24 protein-coding genes are annotated in these 24,055 nt (G+C 66.3%); 9 read left to right on the top strand and 15 right to left on the bottom strand.

What is annotated here, in order from left to right:
• The first annotated feature begins 29 nt into the window (after positions 1–29).
• Positions 30–719 carry a YrbL family protein gene (locus CAL18_RS05605; RefSeq protein WP_051423732.1) on the top strand — a complete coding sequence of 230 codons (690 nt, stop codon included), beginning with the start codon at positions 30–32 and terminating at the stop codon, positions 717–719.
• On the opposite strand, the gene CAL18_RS05600 is transcribed toward CAL18_RS05605, so the two are convergent.
• The 9 genes from CAL18_RS05600 to CAL18_RS05560 all read right to left on the bottom strand — a co-directional run bounded on the left by CAL18_RS05600 (position 698) and on the right by CAL18_RS05560 (position 9,616).
• Positions 698–1,423 (bottom strand): DNA-3-methyladenine glycosylase, encoded by a 726-nt coding sequence (locus CAL18_RS05600; protein WP_094796250.1) that lies wholly within the window; start codon positions 1,421–1,423, stop codon positions 698–700. The two genes, CAL18_RS05605 and CAL18_RS05600, sit on opposite strands and share 22 nt — an antisense overlap.
• Before the next feature lie 2 nt (positions 1,424–1,425).
• Positions 1,426–1,785, bottom strand: coding sequence for a Spx/MgsR family RNA polymerase-binding regulatory protein (locus CAL18_RS05595; protein ID WP_026639391.1), 360 nt, complete (start codon positions 1,783–1,785; stop codon positions 1,426–1,428).
• Positions 1,782–2,591, bottom strand: a complete 810-nt coding sequence (locus CAL18_RS05590) for an ABC transporter permease subunit (protein ID WP_026639390.1) — start codon at positions 2,589–2,591, stop codon at positions 1,782–1,784. The genes CAL18_RS05595 and CAL18_RS05590 overlap by 4 nt, the downstream gene beginning before the upstream one ends.
• The gene (locus tag CAL18_RS05585; protein WP_170940291.1) at positions 2,588–3,508 is read right to left on the bottom strand and encodes an ABC transporter permease subunit; all 921 of its coding nucleotides are present in this window, start codon (positions 3,506–3,508) and stop codon (positions 2,588–2,590) included. Before CAL18_RS05585 ends, CAL18_RS05590 begins: the two co-directional genes overlap by 4 nt.
• Entirely contained in the window at positions 3,505–4,632 is a 1,128-nt protein-coding gene (locus tag CAL18_RS05580; RefSeq protein ID WP_026639388.1) for an ABC transporter ATP-binding protein, read from the bottom strand. Before CAL18_RS05580 ends, CAL18_RS05585 begins: the two co-directional genes overlap by 4 nt.
• 5 nt (positions 4,633–4,637) lie before the next feature.
• The gene (locus CAL18_RS05575; RefSeq protein WP_094796249.1) at positions 4,638–5,738 is read right to left on the bottom strand and encodes a polyamine ABC transporter substrate-binding protein; all 1,101 of its coding nucleotides are present in this window, start codon (positions 5,736–5,738) and stop codon (positions 4,638–4,640) included.
• 203 nt (positions 5,739–5,941) lie between these two features.
• Entirely contained in the window at positions 5,942–6,622 is a 681-nt protein-coding gene (locus tag CAL18_RS05570; RefSeq protein WP_094796411.1) for a 3-deoxy-D-manno-octulosonic acid kinase, read from the bottom strand.
• A gap of 34 nt (positions 6,623–6,656) precedes the next feature.
• A complete protein-coding gene (locus CAL18_RS05565; RefSeq protein WP_094796248.1) occupies positions 6,657–7,082 on the bottom strand; it encodes a group II truncated hemoglobin in 426 nt (141 codons plus the stop codon).
• Complete coding sequence (locus CAL18_RS05560; RefSeq protein ID WP_094817495.1) at positions 7,082–9,616, bottom strand: ABC transporter permease; 2,535 nt, start codon at positions 9,614–9,616, stop codon at positions 7,082–7,084. The genes CAL18_RS05565 and CAL18_RS05560 overlap by 1 nt, the downstream gene beginning before the upstream one ends.
• A gap of 107 nt (positions 9,617–9,723) precedes the next feature.
• On the opposite strand from CAL18_RS05560, the gene CAL18_RS05555 reads away from it, so the two are divergent.
• The 4 genes from CAL18_RS05555 to CAL18_RS05540 all read left to right on the top strand — a co-directional run bounded on the left by CAL18_RS05555 (position 9,724) and on the right by CAL18_RS05540 (position 13,166).
• A complete protein-coding gene (locus CAL18_RS05555; protein ID WP_026639383.1) occupies positions 9,724–10,701 on the top strand; it encodes a TRAP transporter substrate-binding protein in 978 nt (325 codons plus the stop codon).
• A gap of 190 nt (positions 10,702–10,891) precedes the next feature.
• Positions 10,892–11,392: a TRAP transporter small permease gene (locus tag CAL18_RS05550; protein ID WP_094817494.1), complete on the top strand. Its 501-nt coding sequence runs from the start codon at positions 10,892–10,894 to the stop codon at positions 11,390–11,392.
• A gap of 67 nt (positions 11,393–11,459) precedes the next feature.
• The gene (locus CAL18_RS05545) at positions 11,460–12,737 is read left to right on the top strand and encodes a TRAP transporter large permease (protein ID WP_094817493.1); all 1,278 of its coding nucleotides are present in this window, start codon (positions 11,460–11,462) and stop codon (positions 12,735–12,737) included.
• A 30-nt stretch (positions 12,738–12,767) separates the two neighbouring features.
• Positions 12,768–13,166, top strand: a complete 399-nt coding sequence (locus CAL18_RS05540) for a hypothetical protein (RefSeq protein WP_026639380.1) — start codon at positions 12,768–12,770, stop codon at positions 13,164–13,166.
• Positions 13,167–13,206: 40 nt separating this feature from the next.
• On the opposite strand, the gene CAL18_RS05535 is transcribed toward CAL18_RS05540, so the two are convergent.
• The 3 genes from CAL18_RS05535 to CAL18_RS05525 are packed head-to-tail and all read right to left on the bottom strand — an operon-like array spanning position 13,207 to position 17,758.
• Positions 13,207–15,684, bottom strand: coding sequence for a branched-chain amino acid ABC transporter ATP-binding protein/permease (locus CAL18_RS05535; protein ID WP_094817492.1), 2,478 nt, complete (start codon positions 15,682–15,684; stop codon positions 13,207–13,209).
• Positions 15,681–16,559: a branched-chain amino acid ABC transporter permease gene (locus tag CAL18_RS05530; RefSeq protein ID WP_026639378.1), complete on the bottom strand. Its 879-nt coding sequence runs from the start codon at positions 16,557–16,559 to the stop codon at positions 15,681–15,683. Before CAL18_RS05530 ends, CAL18_RS05535 begins: the two co-directional genes overlap by 4 nt.
• Before the next feature lie 17 nt (positions 16,560–16,576).
• Entirely contained in the window at positions 16,577–17,758 is a 1,182-nt protein-coding gene (locus CAL18_RS05525; RefSeq protein ID WP_026639377.1) for an ABC transporter substrate-binding protein, read from the bottom strand.
• A 273-nt stretch (positions 17,759–18,031) separates the two neighbouring features.
• Between CAL18_RS05525 and CAL18_RS05520 the strand changes: the two genes are divergently transcribed.
• The 4 genes from CAL18_RS05520 to CAL18_RS05505 are packed head-to-tail and all read left to right on the top strand — an operon-like array spanning position 18,032 to position 21,394.
• A complete protein-coding gene (locus tag CAL18_RS05520) occupies positions 18,032–18,466 on the top strand; it encodes a nuclear transport factor 2 family protein (RefSeq protein WP_094817491.1) in 435 nt (144 codons plus the stop codon).
• Positions 18,463–19,395, top strand: a complete 933-nt coding sequence (locus CAL18_RS05515; RefSeq protein WP_094817490.1) for a polysaccharide deacetylase family protein — start codon at positions 18,463–18,465, stop codon at positions 19,393–19,395. Before CAL18_RS05520 ends, CAL18_RS05515 begins: the two co-directional genes overlap by 4 nt.
• A complete protein-coding gene (locus CAL18_RS05510; RefSeq protein WP_094817489.1) occupies positions 19,392–20,627 on the top strand; it encodes an amidase in 1,236 nt (411 codons plus the stop codon). Before CAL18_RS05515 ends, CAL18_RS05510 begins: the two co-directional genes overlap by 4 nt.
• Before the next feature lie 23 nt (positions 20,628–20,650).
• Positions 20,651–21,394: a GntR family transcriptional regulator gene (locus CAL18_RS05505; RefSeq protein WP_094817488.1), complete on the top strand. Its 744-nt coding sequence runs from the start codon at positions 20,651–20,653 to the stop codon at positions 21,392–21,394.
• Positions 21,395–21,398: 4 nt separating this feature from the next.
• On the opposite strand, the gene paaK is transcribed toward CAL18_RS05505, so the two are convergent.
• The 3 genes from paaK to paaG all read right to left on the bottom strand — a co-directional run bounded on the left by paaK (position 21,399) and on the right by paaG (position 24,045).
• Positions 21,399–22,712 carry a phenylacetate--CoA ligase PaaK gene (gene paaK, locus CAL18_RS05500; RefSeq protein WP_026639374.1) on the bottom strand — a complete coding sequence of 438 codons (1,314 nt, stop codon included), beginning with the start codon at positions 22,710–22,712 and terminating at the stop codon, positions 21,399–21,401.
• Between the two features lie 77 nt (positions 22,713–22,789).
• On the bottom strand, positions 22,790–23,260 hold the full coding sequence (gene paaI, locus CAL18_RS05495) for a hydroxyphenylacetyl-CoA thioesterase PaaI (protein ID WP_026639373.1): 471 nt from the start codon (positions 23,258–23,260) through the stop codon (positions 22,790–22,792).
• Positions 23,260–24,045 (bottom strand): 2-(1,2-epoxy-1,2-dihydrophenyl)acetyl-CoA isomerase PaaG, encoded by a 786-nt coding sequence (paaG, locus tag CAL18_RS05490; protein ID WP_094796240.1) that lies wholly within the window; start codon positions 24,043–24,045, stop codon positions 23,260–23,262. Before paaG ends, paaI begins: the two co-directional genes overlap by 1 nt.
• Positions 24,046–24,055 lie beyond the last annotated feature (10 nt).

The following is a 24,055-nucleotide window of genomic DNA, read 5'->3' as shown; positions in this document are numbered from 1 at the left end:
TGCAACACGAACCATCCAACGCGCAGGCCGTGCCCGACGGCAGCTACGCTTCTGTATTCGGCCCGCTGGATCTGGCCGGCGCGCAGATGCTGGCCAAGGGGGCTGACCGCTGCGTCTTCCAGCACCCGCATGTGCCGTCGCTGCTGGTCAAGGTGATCAACACCGAAAACTACGCCGCGTACCTGGCGCGCAGGCCGCTCAAGCGTTTCTACAAGCAATTCCAGCGTGCGGGCGCCTGCCGCGTCTACCTGGATGAGCTTTCGGAATATGTCAGCGCCAGCGCGGGCATGCCCGGGTCGGGCACGGCGCCGCTGGCGCGCGTGGTGGGCGTGGCGCAGACGTCGATGGGCCTGGGGCAACTCGTTGAAAAGATCACCGCCGAAGACGGCCGGATCGCCCCCACACTTGCGCAGGTGTTTGCACGCGAAGGCGTGACTGGCGCCATGGTGCAGCGGCTCGATGAGTTTTTTGAGGCGTTGATCGAGGCGCATGTGGTGATCAATGACATGTCGGCCAAGAACATCGCGCTGGGCCGCAATGCCGACGGCAAGGCTGGCATGTACCTGATCGACGGCTTCGGGGTGCTGCCCCTTGTTCCGCTTTATGCCTGGAGCAAGCGGCTGAACCGCCGCCGCATGCACCGCAAATATGCGCATTGGCTCGCGCGCATGCAACGCGAATACGGCAAGGTGGCGGCTCAGTCCACGACGGCGCCGTAGCGATCCATCCAGTCGTAGTCTCGGCCGGCCTGTTGCCCGCGCCGCAACGGATTGCGCGTGCAGAACGCGGCGTAGGCCGCATCCACGAACCGATAGCGCAGGTGTTCGTCGCGCCCTGGCGGTATGCCCAGGCGCGTCGTGCACACGATGCGCTCGGGCGACTGCCCCACGTCCTGCACAAAGAAGCGCTGCGGGTCGAAACGTTGCGCGTCCCAGTCCGGCACTTTGAGGCCCAGGGCCCGGCACAGCAAGGTCTGGCCCGCGCACAGGCGCGCCGGCGGCCGTGGCTGGCCGCGCGCGTCAGGGTTGAGTTCCTGCATGCGGGCCAGGGCCTGCGGGCCCGAAACTTCGTCCACCCAGGGGTGCGCGGACTTGATCAACACGGCATTGCCCGGCCCGCCCGCGCTGAAGTTCAGCGAATCGCCGCCGCGCGCGTAGTACATGTAGATGGTGCCGCCATCCATGAAGAGCGCGCGCCGCTTGTGGGTGTATCCCAGCGACGCGTGGCTGCCCTTCTCGTGCAGGTAATACGCTTCGGTTTCGATGATGCGGGCCGACAGCCAAAGGCCGTCGAGCCGCCTCCGGATCACCTTGCCCAGGAGCTCGCGCGCCAGCTGGCAAGGGTCGCGGTCGAAGAAACTGTCGGGCAGCGCCGGACCGGGCGCCGGATTTGCCTGCAGCCTGGGGCGCCGGGTCGCCCCCATGGTCAGGCGAAGCGCTCGCCGTAGCGCTTTTCGGAAAAGCCTACAGTCACCACGCCATCGGGCGTGACGGTGACGGGACGGCGCACCAGTGCCGGGTAGTCGGCGATGAGGCGGGTCCAGTCGGCATCGGTTTGCGCAGATTTGCGATCGTCGGCCAGCCCGCGCCAGGTCATGGAGCTGCGATTGACCAGTTTTTCCCAGCCGCCCAGCTGCTCGGCCCACGTCCGCAGCGTGGCGGCAGGCACGGGATGGTCGCGGTAGTCGATAAATTCGTGCGATACGCCATGCGTCGACAGCCATTCGCGGGCCTTGACGCAGGTGCTGCACTTGGCCAGGCCATACAAGGTTGCTTGGTGCTTCATTTCGATTCCGATGCCTTGCGCAATTGCAGGCGGTTGACCAGGATGACGCAGATGCCCACGCCCAGAATGAACAGGGTGGCCAGCGCGTTGACCTCTGGCTTGAGCCCCAGGCGCACCCGCGAAAAGACTTCCATGGGCAGCGTGGTCGAGCCCGGCCCCGACAGGAACGAAGCTACCACCACGTCATCGAGCGACAGTGTGAACGACAGCAGCCACGCCGACGCCAGCGCCGGCGCGATAAGCGGCAGCGTAATGCGGAAAAACACGGTAAGCGGGGTCGCGCCAAGATCGAGCGCCGCCTCTTCGAGCGAGCGGTCCAGGTCGCGCACACGCGCCTGGATAATGACCGCCACAAAAGCCATGCACAGTGTCACATGGCCCACCCAGATGGTGAACATGCCGTTCTCGGCCGGCCAGCCGAACAGGCCGCGCAGTTCGACGAACATGAGCAGCAGGGAAATACCCAACACCACCTCGGGAATGACCAGCGGCGCGCTCAGCATGCCCAGGTACAGCGTGAACCCCCGGAACCGCCCCATGCGCACTAGCACGTAGCCCGCCCAGGTGCCGATGATGACGGCCGCCGTGGCGGTCAGCGTGGCGATCTTGAATGACAGCCAGGCGGCCCGCAGCAGCGCGTCGTCGTTCAACAGCGAACTGTACCAGCGCAGCGAAAAACCGCTCCATGTGGTAACCAGCGGCGAATCATTGAACGAGAACACCATCAGGCTGATGATGGGCGCGTACAGGAAGAAAAAGCCCAGCCCCAGCGTCAGGGCGCGCCCGGTTTTGTTCGGCCCTTTCATGTGCGCCCCCGTTGCGCGGTTTCCTGCTGGCGCGCCTGGCTGTACTGGAACAGCGCCAGCGGCACCAGCAGCAGCAGGACCATGATGCAGGTCACCGCCGATGCCATGGGCCAATCTGCGTTATTGAAGAACTCGTTCCACATGACCCGGCCCATCATCAGGGTGTCGGCCCCGCCCAGCATTTCGGGAATGACGTATTCGCCCACCGACGGAATGAACACCAGCATGGCGCCGGCGATCACGCCCGGGCGGGAAAGCGGCAGCGTGACGTGCCAGAAGGTCCGCCAGGGCCGTGCGCCCAGGTCGTAGGCGGCCTCGAGCAGGCGCAGGTCGAGTTTGACCAGGTTGGCGTACAACGGCAGGATGAAGAACGGCAGGTAGGCATAGACCAGCCCGATATACACGGCAAGGTCGGTGCGGTAGATCTCGAGCGGACTGGAGATCACGCCCAGGCCCATGAGCAGCTTATTGAGCAGGCCGTCGTTGCGCAGGATGCCCACCCAGGCATATACCCGCAAGAGCAGCGACGTCCAGAAAGGCAGGATCACCGCCAGCAGCAGCAGGTTGCGCACGGACGGCGACGAGCGCGCGATGTAGTAGGCGATGGGGTAGCCGATCAGTGCGCAGCAGGCGGTGGTGATGGCCGCCATTTTCAGCGAGTTCAAATAAGTGGCCACGTACAGGCTGTCGGTGAACAGCAGTATGTAGCCGCGCAGGTGCAGGCTGAACTGCACCGCCTCGTCTTTGAATTCGGCCAGGGCCGTGTAGGGCGGAATGCCGAACTCGAGTTCGGCAAAGCTGATCTTGAGCACCAGCAGGAACGGCACCAGCAGGAACAGCGACAGCCAGACAAACGGCGGCACGACCGCCAGCGTGCGGCCCGACGGCATCCAGCCACGCAACGCCAACGGCTTCATGACGGCAACACCACCGCGCTGTCGGCGTCCCAGCTGACGAAGATTTCTTCATCGATGCCGGGCGCGTCGATCTGGGCCAGTTGCAGGCTGGGCACGCTGGCCTCGACGACCTTGCCGGAATCGAGGCGCACCTGGTAGAGCGCGTAGCTGCCCATCCAGGCCATGTGGCTGACCATGCCGTGCGCCCAGTTGTAGTCGCCCGGCGGCTGCGTGCGCGACACAACCAGCCGTTCCGGCCGGATGGAGACGTGCACTTCCATGCCCAGCGGCTCGCTGACGCCATGGCTGACGTACAGCGGGCGCGTGAGTTCGGCGCATTCGATGGCGACGTGGTCGGGTTCGTCGATGACGATCGTGCCCGTGAGCAGGTTCGCCGAACCGATGAACCCGGCCACGAAGCGCGAACTCGGAAACGCGTAGACTTCTTGCGGCGTGCCGCATTGCACGATCTGGCCTTCGGTCATGACGGCCAGGCGATGCGCCATGGTCATGGCTTCTTCCTGGTCGTGCGTGACCATGATGCAGGTCACACCCACCTGCTGCAGGATCTTGGTGAGTTCGATCTGCGTTTTCTGGCGGATCTGCTTGTCCAGCGCCGACATGGGTTCGTCCAGCAGCAGCAGCTTGGGACGCTTGACCAGGCTGCGCGCCAGCGCCACGCGCTGTTGCTGGCCGCCCGAGAGCTGGTGGGGCTTGCGGCGCGAATAGCCCGCCATCTGGACCAGGTCCAGCGCCTCGAACACGCGATCGTGAATCTCGGCCCGCGGCACGCCTTCCTGTTTGAGCCCGAAGGCCACGTTGGCCTCGACCGTCATGTGGGGAAACAGCGCGTACGACTGGAACATCATGTTCACCGGCCGCCGGTACGGCGGCACGGTGGTGATGTCTTCGCCATCGAGCAGGATCTGGCCCGAGGTGACTTCCTCGAAACCCGCCAGCATCCGCAACAGGGTCGACTTGCCGCAGCCCGAGCTGCCCAGCAAGGCGAAGATCTCGTTGCGCCTGACGGCCAGGTTGACCGACTGCACGGCAACCACGTCGCCGTAGATCTTGACCAGGTCGGACACCCGCACGAATTCGTCGGGGTCCGGGGAATGCTGCGCCGCGTAACGGCTGTCGCTCATGATGCTTATCGTCCGGACTTCAGTTCGGCCCACATGCGGGTCTGCAGGCGCTGGATGTTCAGGGGCTGAGCCTGGATCACGTAGAGAGATTTGGCGACATCAGCCGGGGGGTAGATCATGGGGTTGTCGGCCACGTCTTTCACCACGAACTCGCGCGCGGCCTTGTTGGCGTTGGGATAGAACATGGTGTTGGTGATGGCCGCGTGCACCTGCGGCGTTTCGATGTAGTTGATGAACGCGTGCGCGGCGTCCGGATTCGGCGCGTCCTTGGGGATGGCCATGACATCGAACCAAGCAGGCGCGCCGCCCTTCGGAATGAAATAATTGATTTCGTAGGGGCGCTTTGCCTCTTGGGCGCGCTTGCGCGAAATCATCACGTCGCCCGAAAAGCCGTACACCATGCAAAGGTCGCCGACGGCGAGCTCGTCGATATAGCCGGACGAGCTGAACTGCCGGATGTACGGGCGGATCTGCTTGAGCAGGGCCAGCGCGGCCTTGTAGTCGTCGGGATTGTCGCTGTTGGGGTCTTTGCCCAGGTACTTGAGCACCGCCGGGAACACCTGAGCGGCCTCGTCCAGCATCGAAATGCCGCAGTCTTTCAGCTTGGCGGCGTTTTCGGGCTTGAACAGCATGTCCCAGTTGGCCAGGTCAACGTCTTCGCCCATGATCTCCTTGACCTTGGTGACGTTGTAGCCCAGGCCGTTGGTGCCGTACCCCCAGGGAATGACGTGCTCGTTGCCCGGGTCCACCGAAGCCACCAGCGCCATGAGGTCGGGATCAAGGTGTTTCCAGTTGGGAATCTTGGATTTGTCGAGCTTCTGGAAAAGCCCGGCCTTGATCTGGCGCGACGCATAGTGCGTGGAGGGCACGACCACGTCGTAGCCCGATTTGCCGGTCAGCAGCTTGGCCTGCAAAGTGTCGTTGGTGTCGTAGACGTCGTAGCGCACCTTGATGCCGGTTTCACGCTCGAAACCCGGTATGGTGTCGGGGGCCGTGTACTCGGCCCAGTTGTAAACGTTGACGACCTGGTCCTGCGCCCAGGCACCCGCCGCCACTGCCATCAGCGCCGCCCCGAGCGCCAACCGCATTCCCGCCTTGAATATCATCGCGAGCCCCTTGCCACAGTCAGTGCAAAAATTAGCCAAAGGGCAAAATGATAAAGCCTTTTTAGGTGGGGTTGGCCAGGAAAAGCCGCAGAAGCCGCCCTTTTTGCGGCGCCAGCGCCCCGGACGCGGGCAGGCCGGCGCCACGCCCCGCCCTTGCATGCTGGCGGGTGTATTGAAACCCGGCCTCGGGCTCTGGCCGTGCGTCAGTCCAGGCAGGCCCGATAGGCCTGGTCCAGCCGGGCCCAGAACGCCAGGCCGGCCTCGCCGCCGACTTTCTGCAACGAGCGCCGCAGCCGCAACAGGTTGGCGCGGCGGGCGCCGGCCGACACCCCGCCGGACCGGCCCCGGTCGAAATCGATCAGCCAGGCGCTGCCCCGGGGGTCGAGCAGGATGTTGTACGCGTTGAGATCGGCATGCCATACACCCAGCCGGTGCATGGCCGCGATGGCGGTGGCGGCGGCATCCCAGACGGGCTCGTCGAGCACATGCGCCAGGGGCCGGACCTGCGCGATGCGCTCGACCAGGATGGCCGCCCGGTAGGAAAGGCCGTGGCGCCAGTAGCCGGCCGCCAGCGGCGCCGGCACGTTCAGGCCTTGTTCACGCATCCAGGCCAGCAGCCGGAATTCGCGGAAGCTGCGGGTGCGCGATTCGCCCTGCCAAAGGTAGGCGTCGTTGCTGACCCGCGCCACCAGGCCGCCGCGCCGGTACAGACGCAATACGCCCTGCCAGTCGGCCTGGTGCACAAACCACGCCGATTGACGCCCCCCCGCCTGCACCGGGCTGGCTTGCTGGCCGTACCAGATGGGGTCCAGCCAGCGGGCGTCGGCGTCGCCCAGGCGGGCGTCGGCCAGCATGGCGCCGCGCGGCGGCGACGCCCACGCCATGCGCCGCGCGCCAGAGGCGGCGTCGATGCCGCGCTCAGTCGTCACGATTGCGCATCCAGTCGGCCACGCCGTAAAACGCCTCGAGCAGGCGGTCGATCAGTTCGGGCTCGAGCCCCTGGTCCTGCATGGCGCGGCCCATGCAGGCCACCCACTGGTCGCGCTCGAGCCGGCCGATGGAAAACGGCAGGTGGCGCGCCCGCAGGCGCGGATGCCCGTAGCGCTCGATGTAATAGTTGGGCCCGCCAAAGTATCCGCACAGAAACAGGAACAGTTTTTCGCGCGCGGAATCCAGGCTCGGGCCATGCGTGGCGCGCAATTCGGCCAGATCGGACTCGATGTCCATCAGGTCGTAGAAACGGTCGACCAGGGCGCGCACGGCCGGCTCGCCGCCCAGCGATTCGAACAGCGTCGTCGAGGTTTGCAGGGATTCCACCTTGGGTTGAACACGGGTAGCAGTCATCAGGTTTCTCGAAGAGTCAGCAACGCGGGCGCGCGCAGCACGCCGCGCAGGGCCAGCGCGGCGCCGCCCCACGCAGCGGCCATGCCGCCGCCCGCTCCGGCCAGCCACGGCCAGGCGCTGAAGGTAATGCGGAAATCGAATACATAGGTGGACAGGGCCCAGGCCACGGCCGCCGATCCGGCTGCCGCCAGCAGCCCCGCCAGCGCCCCCACCGCCAGCACTTCCAGACGCTGGGCGCGCGCGAGCTGGGCGCGGGTCGCCCCCAGGGCGCGCAGCACGGCGGCCTCGCGCACGCGCTCGTCGCGCGTGGCGGTCAGGGCCGCAGCCAGCACCAGCACGCCGGCGGCCAGCGCAAATATGAACAGCACCTGCACCGCCTGGGTCACCTGCTGCAGCACGTTCTGCAGCTGGTTCAGAATGGCGCCCACATCGAACACGGTAAGGTTGGGAAACTGGCGCAGCAGTTCACGCGGCATCTCGGCCAGACTGGCCGGCAGATGAAACGACGTGATCCAGCTCTGCGGCATGCCCTGCAGCGCCGCCGGGGACAGCACGGCAAAGAAGTTGACCTGCATGGAATCCCAGTCGACGCTGCGCGTGCCCGCCACGGCCACCCGCACCGGCTCGCCGGCAATATCGAACGTGAGCTCGTCGCCGGCATTCAGGCGCAGCGACCGGGCCAGGCCGCTCTCGAGCGACACTTCGGGCACGTCGGGCCGCAGCCAACGCCCCTGTTCGACGCGATTGCCTGCGGGCAGCGACTCGCCATAAGAAAGGTTGAACTCGCGGTTGACCAGGCGCTTGGCGCGCGGCTCGTCGTAGTCGTCCGGCCCGACCGTACGGCCGTTGATGGCGACCAGGCGGCCTCGCACCATGGGCCACAGCGCCACGTCGCGCAGACCATGCCCGGCCAGGAAATCAAGCACCGGCTGGCGCTGGTCCGGCTGGATATTGATCAGGAAACGGTTGGGCGCGTCCGGCGGCAGCGTACGCTGCCACCCCGACACCAGGTCGGTGCGGGTCATGGCAAGCAGCAGCAAGGCCATCAGGCCGATTGCCAGTGCGCATACCTGGGTGATGGTGGCCGCGCGGCGGCGCACGACCCCGGCGAGGGCAAAACGCAGCGTGGGCATGCCGGCGGCCAGTCGGCGCAAGCGAGCCAGGCCCAGCACGCAGAGCCACGCCACCAGCGCAAATGCGGCAAAGGCCGCAAGGAATCCGCCGGCCACCACGGCCCCCAGGCGGGCATTGCCGGCAAACCACCATATCAGCAGGGCGAAGCCGGCGGCTCCGAAGGCATATCCCACCGCGCTGCGGGCGCGCAAGGTATCGGCATCGCGCCGCAGCACCCGCGCGGGCGGCACGTGGCGCAGTTGCGCCAGCGAAGGCAGCGCAAAGCCCAGCAACAGCAGCACCCCTGTGACCAGGCCCTGCAGGGCCGGCACGGCCGATGGCGCAGGCAGGCTGGTGTCGATAAGGCCGCCCAGCACCGCCACCAGGCCCTGGTGCACGGCATACCCCAACAGGCAGCCGGCCGCAGAGGCAAACGCGCCTACCAGCGTGAACTCGAGCACCAGCATGCGCGTGATCTGCGCCTGCTGCGCGCCCAGACACCGCATGACCGCAATGCCGTCGCGGTGCCGCAGCATGAAGCGGCCGGCCGCCAGGGCCACCGCCACCGCAGAAATCAGCACGGCCAGCAAGGCCACCAGCGACAGGAAGCGCTGCGCGCGATCGAGCGTGCGCTGCACTTCCGGGCGGCCCGATTCCAGCGTGGCGAGCTTCTGGCCGCGCTGCAGGTTCTGCTGCAGCCACGCGGAATAATCGGCCACGGCCGCGGGCTCGCCCGCCACCAGCAGGGCATGGCCGATGCGGCTGCCCGGAGCCACCAGCCCCGTGGCCGGCAGGTCGTCGGCGCGCATCATGACCCGCGGCGCCACATTGACGAACTGCATGCCTCGATCGGGTTCGTAGGTGATGACGCGCGCCACCCGCAAGTGGCTGTCGCCCAGCCCGATGGTGTCGCCCACGGCGATATCGAGCAGGGCCAGCAATTGGGAATCTGCCCATACCGTGCCCGGCGCCGGGATATCGCGCGTAGGCTCGCCTGCTTCGTGGAATGCGCCGGATACGCGCAGGCTGCCGCGCAGCGGATACCCGGGTTCGACCGCCTTCAGCGACACGAGCTGCGCCGCGTCGCCCGCGCTGGCCATCGACGGGAACTGCAGGGTGCGCGACACCTGGAGCCCGCGCTCACGGGCCTGGTCGGCAAACATTGCGGCGATGGGTTCGTCCGCATCAAGCACCAGATCGGCGCCCAGCATCTGCGCGGCGTCGCGGTCAAGCGCACGGCCGACGCGGTCGGCCAGGAACCCCACGCTGGTGACCGCAGCAACCGCCACCACCAGGGCCAGCACCAGCAGGCGCAGCTCGCCCGCCCGGGCGTCGCGCATCATCATGCGGGCGCCCTGCCGCAGCGCGGCCACCAGGCCGGCGGCGGGCGTGCGGGCGGAAAAATCAGGGAAATCCATCATTTTGCAATGGTAACCAATGGTCGGTTTGTAAGGGGAATGCCGCTATGATGCGCCCTGGGCGTAACATGCGACCGCCAATATCCAGATTTGTTCACGGAGAAGACACTATGCGTAAGAACTGGCTAGCCGCCACCCTGGTGGCTGCGTGCGCGGCTACCGCCGCCCTGCCCGCAGCCGCCCAGAATACCCTCAAGATGGCCTATGCGCTGTCGACGTCGTCGCACTACGGCGCGGGCGCCGAGGCCTTTGCCAAGTCCATCGAAGGCACGACCAACGGCAAGTTCAAGGTGCAGCAGTTCCCCAACAGTGCGCTGGGCGGCGAACGTGAAGTCATCGAAGGCCTGCAGATCGGCACGATCGACCTGGCTATTGTTTCTACCGGCGCCACGCTGAACTTCGTGCCCGAGACCGGCGTTTTCGACATCCCGTTCCTGCTGCGCGACCTGGACCACGCCCGCAAGGTGCTCGACAGCCAGATCGGCCAGGACATGCTGGCCAAGTTTCCCGATCGCGGCATCGTGGCGCTGGCCTGGGGCGAGCAAGGCTTTCGCCACCTGACCAACAACGTGCGCGCGGTAAAAACCCCCGCCGACGCCAAGGGCCTGAAAATCCGCACGACCGAAAACCCCATCCATATTGCGGCCTTCCGCCAGATCGGCATTCTGCCCACCCCCATGGCGTGGCCCGAAGTCGCCACGGCGCTGCAGCAAGGCACCATCGACGGCCAGGAAAACCCGCTGTCGGTGATCACATCGGCCAAGCTGTCGCAGATTCAGAAGCACCTGTCCCTGACCGGCCACGTGTACGGCCCGGCGCTGGTGCTGATGTCGGCCAGTGTGTACGAAGGCTTGTCCGACAGCGACAAGGCGGCATTCACTCAGGCGGGCAAGCTGTCGGCGCAGGCCATGCGCGATTACGTCGACAACATCGAGAAAACCGGCGTCGAGCAGCTGCGCAAAGAAGGCATGGAAGTCACCGTGGAGGTCGATCGCGATGCATTCGCCGCGGCGGTCGAGCCGGCCTATGCCGAGTACTACAAGAAATACGACAAGAAGCTGATCGAGGCTATCCGCGACACCAAGTAAGCCCCCGGGCGGGCCTGCCTGGGCCACCGCTGGCCCGGGCAGCCCCCTGGTCCAGGCCGCGGCGCCCGGCCCGGCCTGGCGGGACGCCGATCCGGCGTGCACCGCCCCGGCCGCCATGCAAGGATGGCCGCGCCGCCCGCCGCCGGCCCCCGCCCCGCTCCACCCCCGTCTGCGTATTCCGGAACTCACCATGCGCCTGCTCCGTCTCGCCGAACGCCTTCTTTTCAAGGGCGTGTCGATCGTCGCCCAGATCCTGCTCGTGGCCGCCGCCATGGCTGCTTTCTATCAGGTCATTGCCCGTTTCATCCTGCAATCGCCCGCCGACTGGAGCGAGGTGCTGACGCGCGCGCTCTTGATCTGGACGGTATTGCTGGGCATTTCGCTGGCTTTCCGGCGGGGCGCCATGATCAGCGTCGAATTGCTGCACAACCGCCTGCAGGGCCGCATGCAGCGTGCGCTGGAGCATTTGATCGCGGTGACATGCCTGGCATTCCTCGCGTTCATCGCCTGGATCGGCGGGCATATGACCTACCGGGTGCGTTTCCAGAACGTGCCCAGCCTGGATATCTCGATTTCCTGGATCTACGTCGCGATCCCTGTGGGCTGCTCGCTGGCGGCCATCGCGGTGCTGACACGCTGGCTGCTGGGCGCCGACGAGCCCGACCTGGTGCGCAACGACGCGCAAGGCTGATGCCCCAACCGCGGCCGCCGCCCTGACAGCGCCGGCTACACACGGACGACACTATAGGCAGCTTGCCATGTCTCAATTGATGATTCTTACGATGCTGATCTTCTTCGGGCTGTCGGTGCCCGTGGCGATCGCCATCGGCCTGGCCAGCCTGACGGGCGTATCGCTGGCCGGACTGCCCTGGCTGGTAGTCGCCCAGCAGCTGTACGCGGCGCTGGACAAGTACCCGCTGGTGGCGGTGCCCTTCTTTATCCTGGCCGGCAACTTGATGGAAGCCGGCGGCATCTCGGATCGCATGGTCGAGTTCGCCAAGAGCGTGGTGGGCGGCGTGCAGGGCGGGCTGGCATGCACCTGCGTGCTGACCTGCATGATCTTCGCCGCGGTGGCCGGCTCCAGCGTGGCCACCACGTTCGCCGTGGGCGCCATCCTGATCCCCGCGATGATACGCCACGGCTACCCGGTGCCCTTTGCCGCATCGCTGCAGGCCAGCGCCGCCGAACTGGGCGTTGTCATCCCGCCATCGATTCCCATGATCCTGTTTGCCGTGTCCACCGACACATCGACCGGCGAACTGTTCATTGCCGGCGTCGTGCCCGGCATCCTGATCGGCGGCGCATTGATGCTGTATGTCTGGCTGTACGCCAAGCGCCACGGCCTGGGCAAGCTCGATGGCGAGGGCCGCCTGCCGCTTTGGCCGGCATTCAAGCGCGCGTGGCTGGCGCTCTTGATGCCGGTAATCATCCTGGGCGGCATCTACGGCGGCGTCTTCACACCCACCGAAGCCTCGGTGGTGGCCGTGATGTATGCGGTGGTGGTCGGCAAGTTTGTCTACCGCCGGCTCGGCTGGCGCACGTTGTCCGAGACCCTGCATCGATCGGTGATATCGACGTCGGTCATCATGTTCATCATCGCCAATGCCGGCGTGTTCAGCTTCCTGTTGAACCGGGCGGGCGTACCGGATGCCCTGGGCCACTGGCTGGCGCAACTGTTCCACGACAAGACGGCTTTCCTGCTGGGCATCAACGCCGCCCTGTTCGTCATCGGCATGTTCATCGAAACCTCGGCCTCGGTGGTGGTGCTGGCGCCGTTGCTGCTGCCGGTGGCGATGCAGTTCGGCGTGGACCCGGTTCACTTTGGCGTGATCATGGTGGTGAACCTGGCTCTGGGCATGATCACCCCGCCGTTCGGGGTGAACCTGTTCGCGGCGTGTGCGGTGGCAAAGCTGCCGCTCGAACGCCTGATCAAGCCGCTGATTCCGTTCGTGCTGGTAGTGATGGCCTGCCTGATGGTCATTACCTACTGGCCAGGCCTGTCGCTCGGCCTGCGCGACCTGGTGTACGCCAAATAGGCTGCCGCATGTGATACCGTTGCTGGCGAGATGAATGTTCCATTTCCCATCCGCCAGGAATGCCCGCCGGGGGCCTGCAAGTGCGACCGCGACACGCTGCTGGCCACGCCCGGCAGCGATGTCCGCGTGCTGCGCCTGACCCGCGAAGAAGAAAAGCGGCTGGTGGCGCGGCTGGAAACGCTTGCCAGCCTGGAAGACCTGCGGCGCATGCAGCAACTGATGCATGCGCAGCTGGGCATGTCGGTCACCGTGGCTCCCGGGCCGAATGAAGTGCGCACCGTGCGCGGCCTGCGCATCGAAATTGCCGACCAGCCGGGGCTATGCCAGAAAACGCGCCAGACCGTGCCGGCGGCCATACGGCGCGGCCTGGAGCGCAACCCCGAAATCGTCTACGCGCTGCTCGATTCTTACGACCTGCTGGGCGGATAGCTTCGCAGCCGGCAAGGTGCGGCCGGCGACGCGCACAAACTCAAGCATGGCCGCCCAGGTAGGCCTCGGCAAGCTCGTCGTTGGCGGCGATGTCGGCGGCCGTGCCCTGCGCCACCACATGGCCGCCTTCCATGACGTAGGCCCGGTCGGCCAGCGCCAGGGCCAGTCCGGCCATCTGGTCCACCAGCAGGATCGTCATGTGCTCGTCACGCAGGCGGTCCAGCGACGCAAACAACTCGGCTATCACCTTGGGCGCCAGGCCCAGCGACGGCTCGTCGAGCAGCAGCACGCGAGGCCGGCTCATCAGGCCGCGCGCCACGGCCAGCATCTGTTGTTCGCCGCCCGACAGCAGTCCAGCGCGCTGATGCAGGCGTTCGCGCAGCCGCGGAAAGCGGTCCAGCATCGCTTCGACGCGCGCTTCGCGATCGTCGGGGGCGCGGAAGGCGCCCAGGCGGATGTTGTCCAGCACCGAGAGTTCGGGAAAGACCTGCCGGCCTTCGGGCACCAGCACCAGACCCAGCCCCACCACCTGCTCGGCGGGCAGGCCTTCGAGCGGATGCCCGTCCACATGCATGGCGCCCGACTGGCTGCGATGCAGACCGGCCAGCGTACGCATCAGGGTCGATTTGCCGGCGCCATTGGCGCCAAGCAAGGCCACCATTTCGCCGCTGCGCACCTGCAGCGTAATGCCGTGCAGCACCGGCTCGGCGCCATAGCCGGCCACAAGGCTGTCCACGCCCAGCAGTTCGGCGCCGGCCCGCGCCCCGCCCGGCTGGCGAGCCGGCATATCCAGCGACTCGCCCAGATAGGCCTGCCGGACTGCCGGATCGTTCTGCACTTGCGCAGGCGTGCCCACGGCCAGCCGGCGCCCGGCGTCCAGCACGACCAGCTGGTCGGAAATCGACATCACCAGGGTCATGTCATGCTCGACCAGCACAACGCCTATGCCCGCGTCGGCAATCCGGCGCAGCAGCGCGCCCAGCATGCTTTTGTCTTCACGCGACAATCCGGCGGCGGGCTCGTCAAGCAACAGCATGTCCGGATCGGTGGCCAGCGCGCGGGTAATCTCCACCAACCGCCGGTCGACGTGCGCCAATCCGGCTGCGTTCGCAGTGGGCGAGCCTTGATAACCGCAGAACGCCAGCAGCGCGCGCGCCTGCTCGCGCGCCGCCTTGCCATGAAAGCGACCAGCCGAAAAGAGCCCGCCCAGCCGACCGCGCCCCATGGCCAGCACCACGTTGTCCTCCACGCTCAAAGAACCGAACAGCTGCGAGGTCTGGTAAGTGCGGGCCAGCCCGGCGCGCGCGATACGGAATGCCGCAAGGCCGTCAAGTTTGCGCGCGGCCAGCGCGACCTTGCCCGACGAGGGCCGGTAGAAGCCGCTGAGCATGTTCAGGGCGGTGGTCTTGCCCGCCCCGTTGGGGCCGATCAGGCTGGTGACTTTGCCCGCGGGCATATCCATGCTCAGGTCGCTGACTGCATGCACGCCGCCGAAGGTGATGCCCAGGCCGCGCGCGGCCAGCGAAGCGCGGTCGCGGCGAGGCAGCTCGGGCTGCGCGGTGACGCGCACGCTGGCATCGGCGCCGGCCGATGCCGATTTGCCGAATACCTGCCGCCACAGTCCCACCACGCCGTCGGGCGCCACCCACAGCACCAGCAGCAGCAAGGCGCCGAAGAACAGCAGGCGGTAGTCTTCCAGCGATGCCAGCAGTTCGGGCAGCACGCCCACGATAACGGCGCCGATGATCGGCCCCGCCACCGTGCCCGCGCCCCCGATGATCACCACCAGCACAAACAGGATGGACTGCATGAAGCTGAAGGTATCGGCCGTGACAAACCCCGACAGCGCGGCGAACAGGCCGCCGGCCAGCCCGGCGGCGGCGGCCGACAGCGTGAACGCGACGGTCTTGATCACCAGCTGGTTCAAACCGATGGACTGGGCGGCCGTGCCGCTGTCGTTGATGGCCCGCATGGCGGCGCCCCAGGGGCCGCGCGCCAGCAGCGCATAGCCCGCCAGCAACACCAAGGCGGCCGCCACCGCCAGCACCGTCACCGTCTGCTCGGCGGTCCATGCGGCGCTGATCTGCGGCGGCAGGATGCCCATGATGCCGCTCTGCCCGCCAGTCAACTCGGGCATCTCGACGATCGCGTGCTGCACGATAAAACTGAAGGCGATGGTGATCATCGCCAGGTAAGGCCCCTTCACGCGCAGCGCCGGAAGGGCCAGCAGCGTGCCCAGGGCAGCCGCGAGCAAGGCGCCCGCGGCCCAGGCAGGCCAGAAGCTCCAGCCTGCCTTGGTGGTCAGCACGGCGACGGCATAGGCGCCTACCGCATAAAAGCCCACATGCCCGAACGACACCTGGCCGGTAAGCCCCAGCAGTACATTCAGGCCGATGCCGACCATGGCGATCAGCACCACATTGGCCAGCACGAAAACGTAGTAGCTGTTCAGCGTAAACGCCAGCGCCAGCACCAGGACGGCGATCGCGCCGCTGAACATCAAAGACTTGGAGCTCATACTTTCTTGACCTCTGCCCGTCCGAACAGGCCGTTGGGCCGCATGGCCAGTACCGCGATCACCAGGGTGAACGTAATGATGTGTGTGTATCCCGAGCCCAGCGTGACGGTGATCAGGGCTTCCGCCACGCCGAAGATCAGGCCCGCGATCATGACGCCCCAGGCGCTGGATATGCCGCCCAGGATGGCCACGGCAAAGGCCTTCAGCCCGAACAGCGTGCCCATGTCGGCGGTCACGTTGAACAGCGGCGCGATCAGCATGCCCGCGATGCCGGCAAGCAGCGTGGACACGGCATACGTGGCCGCCACGGCGCGCCTGATCGGGATGCCCATCAAGCGCGCGGCGTCACGGTTCTGCACCACGGCCAGCAGCGCGATGCCCCAGCGCGTGCGGCGCGCAACCAGATGCAGCGCCGCGGCCAGGGCCAGGCCCACCAGTGGAATAAGCAACTGCAGCGGATACACGCCCAGGCCCAGCCCCGATACCTCGATAGGCGTCACCGCCAGGGGGGAAGGCAGGCTGCGCGGCTCCTTGCCGAAGGTGTGCATGACCACGTTGTCGAGCACGATGCCCAGCGCCACGGTAGACATCAGCCAGGCATTGGAACCGCGCGACGCGAACGGCCGCACCGCCAGGAACTCCACCAGCAGCCCGTACAACGCGCAGCACAGCAGCGCCAGCACGATGGCGGGCGCCAGGCCCCAGCCCAGCGTCTGCGCAAACGTGAAGCACAGCACCGCCCCCAACATCATCGAACTGCCCTGGGCAAAGTTCACCGTTCCCGATACTGAATGGGTGATATGAAAGCCCAGGGCCATCAGGCCGTACATGCTGCCCAGGCCCAGTCCGCTGATCAACGCCGCCAGCAATTGCATCATCCGCTCCCCGGCGCTTACTTCACCAGCCCGACGGGCAAGATGCGGTCATCGATGAACTGGGCCCACACGTAGTCCTGGGCAGTGATGGCGTCGTGACTATCGGCCGCGAATGGCTTCTTGTACTGCTTGATCAGGCCATCGTAGTTGTCGATCTTGTAAAAGCCCTGGCGGATGGCGTCGCCATCGGTCGAGCCGGCATTCTGAATGGCCAGCGCCGTCAAGTGCATGGCGTCATAGGCGTTGGCCACGCCCACGGCCGGCGTGATGTCTTCCGGGCCCTTGACGTTGGAGTACTTGGCCTTGAGCGCATCGATCACTTTCCGGCCCACGGGCGATTGCTCGCCGAAGAAGCTGTACGTCTGCACGAAATGCACGTCCTTCGCATTGGGGCCGGCCAGTTCGGTGAAGCGGCCGCCCGCGGGCCCCCAATGCGAAACCACGGGCACTTTCCACCCCATGCGATCCAGCGACTTCACCACCTGGGCCGACGGACCGACGTTGCCCACCATCATCAGCACGTCCGCGCCGGCGGTCTTCAGGCGGCTTAGCTGGGGCACCACGTCAACCTCGTTGCCGTCGAATTTCTCGCTGCCCACCGGCTTCATGCCCTTGGCGGCAAGCGCGGCCACCAAGCCTTTCTGGTTCGACTCGCCCCAGGGGTTGTTGACCATGATCAGGCCATACTTCGTCGCGCCGAAGGTCTTCTCGGCGTAGTCGACCATCGCCGCGTCGACGATTTCGTCCACCGCCGAAACACGGAATACGTAGTTGGGCTGTGCACCGTTCTTGGTGATGGGTGTGCCGGCTGCCCAAGGGCCCATGAAGGGCACCTTGGCCTGGTTGACCAGCGGCACGATCGCCAGCGATACCGGCGTGTCGAGCCCGCCGAAGATCACCGCGACCTTTTCTTTGTGGATCAGTTCGCGCGCGGCCACCACGCCCTTGGCGGGGCTGGCCTCGTCGTCACGGCGCACCAGTTCCACGGGGCGCCCGTTCAGCAAGCCTCCCGCGGCGTTGATCTCGTCGATGGCCACCTGCAGGCCTCGGCTGATAGCCTCGCCTGCCAGGGCGGACTGACCCGACAACGCAGTGATCAAGCCGATCTTGATAGGCTCGGCCGCCTGCGCCGCAGCGGCCAGGCTCGTGCAGGCCACTGAAAATACAGCACTGAAGAAGGTGCGGCGGAATCTGGACATGGCGCTCTCCTGTAGGGCAGTTTGTGTAGAAGGCCTTTGCAGACCCTGCCCTGCTTCAAGCAAGACCTATGCCAACTTCAGACTTTTTGCCGACAAACTGGCATGTTGTTTGCTTCAATGCTCAATAGGTTTTGTCGTCAATCCGGCCGCATCTATTGACGACGATTCGAGGAACCGGGGCCACCGCGGCAGCCACGCAACGACACACTGCACGCCGGCCCTTCATTGCCACAGCAGCCATGCACCACAATGACGCAAACATGGGAGAAAACCATGCATGACGCACCAGGACAACCCGTCGAGGGCGACGGCTTCGACCCCGCCGGGATCGTCGACACTTACCTGACCACGTTGATGAAGCCGGACCCCGACGGCGCGCGGCGATACGTCAGCCCGCAGTTGCGTATCCGCTTTACGGGCGGACGCGAAATGCGTGATCCCGCCGAATGCGCGGCATTCAACCGCTCGCGTTATGCGTGGGTCAAAAAGCGCTTTGAATCCACTGATGTCGTGGCTGGCGCCACGCCCGCGCGCTCGGTGGTGTACAACCGCGGCACCCTGTATGGCGAATGGCTGGACGGCACGCCCTTTGAAGGCAATCGCTATATCGATCGCTACGTGGTGTGCGATGGCCTGATCACCGAGATGGACGTCTGGAACGACAGCGCCGAATGGCTGCTGGCCAGGGCGGGGTTGGCCACGCTATGACGGCAACCCGGCAAGCCTCGCATGCCTTCGTGCCGCCGCCCACCCACGGACGTTTCGACTATTCCGCGATCCATGCACGGCCCGACTATCACTGGCCGGGCCGTGCGCGCCTGGCGGTATACCTGGGTTTCAACCTGGAGCATTTCGCGTTTGGCGGCGGCCTGGGCGCGCGGCTGGGCGCTAGCTTCGGCGAACCCGACGTGCTCAATTACGCCTGGCGCGAATACGGCAATCGTGTCGGCGCCTGGCGCTGCCTGGAACTGTTTGAATCCCTGGGCCTGCCGGCCGGCGTCATTGCCAATACGGCAATACTCGATCACTGTCCGGAACTGATCCGCGCGTTCATGGCGCGCGGCGATGAACTGATCGCGCACGGCCACACCAATGCCGAACACCAGGCCGCCTATGACGAAGCAACCGAACGCGCACTGCTGGCCCACTGCGCAGACCGCCTCGCCGCGTTTACCGGAATGCGGCCTGCCGGCTGGCTGTCGCCATGGATCGCAGAATCGACGCTGACTTGCGACCTGCTGGCCGAAACCGGCTACCGCTACACGCTCAACTGGTGCCACGATGACCAGCCCACGCGTCTGCGCACGCGCGGCGGACAGCCGCTATGGGCTGTGCCGTACCCGCAGGAAGTCAACGATATCCCCATGATCGTGGCCCGCCAGCTGGACGGAAAGGACTTCGCCCAGCTCATCATCGACAACTTCGATGAGATGCTCGAGCAATCGCACAGGCAGCCGCTGGTGATGGGTATCGCCCTGCACCCCTACCTGGTGGGCCAGCCATACCGGCTGCGCCACTTGCGCCGCGCGTTGGCTCATATCGCCCGCCAGCGCGACGGCGGCCATGTCTGGTTCACTACGCCGGGCGCCATCTGCGCCCATGTCGACGCGCTCACCATTGCGGAAACCCTGCCATGACTTCCAGCTCCAACTCCCTGCCTTTTTCTGACACCGTCGGCGCCTGGGTGCCGCACGGCCACTTCACCGTTTCTCCCACCGACAGCGGCGCGCTCGACGGCCTGAACTTCGCCGCCAAGGACTTGTTCGACGTGGCGGGCTACTGCACGGGCGCCGGCAACCCGGCCTGGCTCGACACCCACGCGCCGGCCGCCGGGCACAGCGCGCTGGTGGCCCGGTTGCTTGCAGCGGGCGCGACCCTGCACGGCAAAACCTTGACCGACGAACTGGCCTACAGTATTCATGGCGCCAATATGCATTACGGCACGCCGCTGAACACGCGCGCGCCCGACCGCGTGACGGGAGGATCGTCCAGCGGCTCTGCCGCCGCGGCCGCCGCGCGCCTGGTGGATTTCGCCCTGGGCACCGACACCGGCGGGTCGACGCGCGTTCCGTCCAGTTACTGCGGCCTGTGGGGCCTGCGCACCACGCACGGCCGCCTCAGCGCCGCCGGCGTCGTGCCGTTGTCGCCGCGGTTCGATACGATGACGTGGATGGCCGCCGATGCCCACGTTTTCGAGCGTGTGGGAAGCGTCCTGCTGAACGACGAAGCCGGCAGAACGTGGCGCGGCGCTGTACTGCTGACCGACGCACTGGCGCAGGCGGACGCCGTTTTTGCGCCGCTCGCGCACAAAGTCGCCCAAGCGCTGGAACGCGACGCCGGGCTGCGCGTTGAACGCGCCCCGGCATCGTCGCACCACCTGGATACCTGGCGGCAGACCTACATCACGGCATCCGCCCACGATGCCTGGCAGACACATCGCGACTGGATCGCGAGCGCCCGCCCCGTGTTCGACCGCGCCATACAGGGCCGCTGGGACGCGGCGTCCCGCGTCACGCAAGGCGATGCCGCACAGGCCTATGCCATGCAGGCGGTGCTGCGCGACGAGGTGCGCGGCCTGCTTGGTGCAGACAGGATAGGCATCCTGCCCTCCGCTTCCAGTATCGCGATTGCACGCGACGCGGACCCGGCCTCGGTTGACGCCATACGCGCCAGCACCTTCCGCATTACGGCGATCGCCGGGCTGGCGGGGCTGCCCCAGGTGAATATCCCCTATATCGGATCCGACGGCATGCCGGCGGGCATCTCGCTACTGGGTCCGGCCGGCAGCGACCTGGCGCTGATCCGCCTGGCGTGCGCGGCAGGACGAACCACGGCAGCTCTGGGAACCTCGGCGCAAGCCGCGGTGTGACGACGCGCGCTGGACTCACGACCATGACTGCCAAGTCCTCCAAGCAGCCGCGCCGCGCCGACCACGCCGAGGCGCACATTTATCAATCGGTGATAGACGGCGTCATGAGCCAACGCCTGCGCCCCGGGACGAAGCTTCCCGAGGTGGCATTGTGCGAACTGTTCGGCGTGGGCCGCAGCATCGTGCAGAAGGCATTGCAGCGCCTCGCGCATGACCATGTCGTGGAATTGCGGCCCAACCGCGGCGCATCGGTGGCCCTGCCCACGCGCGAAGAAGTGGGCCAGCTGTTCGAGGCGCGGCGCGCTCTCGAGGCGGCGATTCTGCCTCTGGTGGCGCGGTCGGCCTGCCGGGCCGACTACGCGATGCTGCGACGGCAATTGCGCGATGAGCATCGCGCCATGCATCATGCGCCGCAAACTCACTGGGCGCCCCTTGCCAGCGCATTCCACCTGAAACTGGGCGAACTCTCGGGCAACCCGCTGCTGGCGCGCTACCTGAGAGAAACCATATCGCGTTGCTCGCTCGTCGTTGCCATTTTCCAGCCGCCGGGCAACGCCGCCTGCGAGCACGACGAGCACGCGCGCGTGCTCGACCACCTGGAACAGGGGCGCGTGGCTCAGGCCATTGCCGAAATGGACACGCACCTGCGCGACCTGGAAGCGCATATCCGGCTCGTGCAGGAACCTTCGGAGCGCAGCCTGGCCGACATGCTGGGGCTGGAACAGGCTGCGCCGGCTGCGGCCGCATTGACCATACGGCCCGCCTGAGCGCTCAGCGCGGACGCTTGTCGATCACCCGGCGGGCCTTGCCCGTCAGCGTGCGCTCGACGAAACCTCCGGCGGCAACGCGCACGCGGGCCGTCACGCCGATATAAGACTTTACGGCGTGCTGAAGCTGCCCGGCCAGCGCCTCGCGCTCGGATTCGCCCAGGTGCGCGAACTCATCGCGCACTTCGGTCAGGATCTCCAGCTGGTCCAGGTGTCCCTCGCGCGTAAGCACCAGCTGATAGTGCGGCGCCAGCTGCGCGATCTTGAGCACCTGCTCTTCTACCTGCGTCGGAAACAGATTCACGCCGCGCACGATCAGCATGTCGTCGCTGCGGCCGGTGATCTTGCCGATGCGCCGCATGCTGCGCGACGTGGGCGGCAGCAGGCGCGTCAGGTCGCGGGTGCGATAGCGGATGACGGGCATCGCCTCTTTGGTAAGCGACGTGAACACCAGTTCGCCCGGCTCGCCATCGGCCACCGGCTCGCCGGTATCGGGGTTGACGATCTCGGCGTAGAAGTGGTCTTCCCACACCACCGGGCCATCTTTGGTTTCGACGCATTCGCTGGCCACACCCGGCCCCATGACTTCGGAAAGCCCATAGATGTCGACCGCGTCGAGCCCGGCCTCGGATTCGATGTCCTGGCGCATCTGGCCGGTCCAGGGCTCGGCGCCGAAAATGCCGATGCGCAGCGAACTCTGGCGCGGATCGATGCCCTGGCGACGCTGCTCTTCGATGATGTTGCAGAAATACGATGGCGTGACCATGATGATGTCAGGCCGGAAATCGTTGATCAGCTGCACCTGCTTTTCGGTCTGCCCGCCAGACATCGGCACCACCGTGCAGCCCAGGCGCTCGGCGCCGTAATGCGCGCCCAGCCCGCCCGTGAACAGGCCGTAGCCATAGGCCACGTGCACGATGTCGCCGGGCTTGCCGCCGGCCGCGCGGATCGAGCGCGCCACCAGCCCCGACCAGTTCTCGATGTCGCGGGCCGTATAGCCCACCACCGTGGGCTTGCCCGTCGTGCCGCTGGACGCATGGACACGCACCACCTTTTCGCGCGGCACGGCAAACATTGCATAGGGATAGTTATCGCGCAGGTCCTGCTTGGTGGTGAACGGAAACTTGCTGATGTCGGAGAGCTGCTTCATGTCGTCCGGATGCACGCCGGCGGCATCGAAGGCTCGCTGGTAATGGGGCACATTGCGGTAGGCATGCGCCAGCGTCCATTTCAGGCGTTCGAGCTGCAATGCTTCGATTTCGTCGCGGCTGGCATGTTCGATGGGATCCAGCCCGGGCCTGCTGTCGGTGATGGACATGAAACGTCTCCTGGTTATGCTTGGCGGCGCCTGGCCGCTTTATCGTATTGAGTCTGGCTACACAGAAAATACTGCGCTCACGTATCGGAAGGCGTGCCGACGATCTGCCCCTTGATGCGGTACGAGCGTCCCCGGAAGAGCGCCACTTGCCGGCCTTCCTGGTTGGTGATGGTCACGTCATAGACGCCGGTGCGGCCTGCCAGCGAACGCTCCTGCGCCACGGCGGTGAGCAGGTCGCCCGCAAGGCCCGGAGCCAGGTAATCGATATTGCAACCCGAGGCCACCGTGCTGACATTGCGCGAATTGCACGCAAATGCGAACGCGCTGTCGGCCAGCGCAAAGATGAACCCGCCGTGGCACGTCTTGTGTCCGTTCAGCATGTCGGGCCGCACGCGCATGGTCAATTGCGCATAGCCCGGGCCGATCTCGACCACTTCCATGCCCAGGCCTTGCGACGCAGCGTCGGCCGCATACATCGTGGCGCCCACCGCCTGCGCGAGTTCCCGCGGATCGGCGGGGATGTCGGTGTCCGGTAAAGACGTGCTCATCAGCGCCCCTTGAATTGCGGTTCGCGCTTGCCCAGGAAGGCAGCCACGCCTTCCGCATAGTCGGCGCTGCGGCCCAGCTCGCGCATCAGGTCGCGTTCGAGGTCCAGCTGGGTAGACAAGTCGTTCTGCAGGCTGGCATTGAGCGCCTGCTTGGCGCCGGCCAGGCCGCGCGTGGGCGCCGCCGCGAAATGCGCGGCCAGCCGCTCCAGTGTGGCGTTGAACTCGTCATCGGGCACGCACTGCCAGATCAGCCCCCAATCCTGCGCCTGGCGCGCGGAAAGCTTGTCGCCCAGCAGCGCCAGCCCCATGGCGCGCGCGCGCCCCACCAGGCGCGGCAACGCATAAGTGCCGCCAGTGTCGGGAATCAGGCCCAGCTTGCAGAACGACTGGATGAAGCTCGCGGATTCCTTGGCGATGACGATGTCGCCAGCCAGCGCCAGATTGGCGCCCGCCCCTGCCGCCACGCCGTTGACGCCAACCAGCACGGGCATGGGCAACGCCTGCAGCCGGCGCACCAGCGGCGCGTAGTACTTATCGACGGTCTCGCCCAGGTCTGGCGGCACGCCGTTGCTTACCTGCCGCTCGTTCAGGTCCTGGCCGGCGCAGAAGCCGCGCCCGGCGCCGGTGATCACCAGCACCCGCGCACCCTCGGCTTCGACGCGCGCCAGCGCATCGGCCACCTCGCCGTGCATGGCGGCAGTGAAGCTGTTGAGTTTGTCGGGGCGGTTGAGCGTCAGCCGCGCAATGCCGCCCGAAAGTTCGAACAATATGCTTTCGTAAGTCATGGCAGGCTTC

The sequence above is a fragment of the Bordetella genomosp. 7 genome, from assembly GCF_002261415.1.
Taxonomy (GTDB): domain Bacteria; phylum Pseudomonadota; class Gammaproteobacteria; order Burkholderiales; family Burkholderiaceae_B; genus Bordetella_A.
This window is presented reverse-complemented; position numbering and strand designations above follow the sequence as displayed.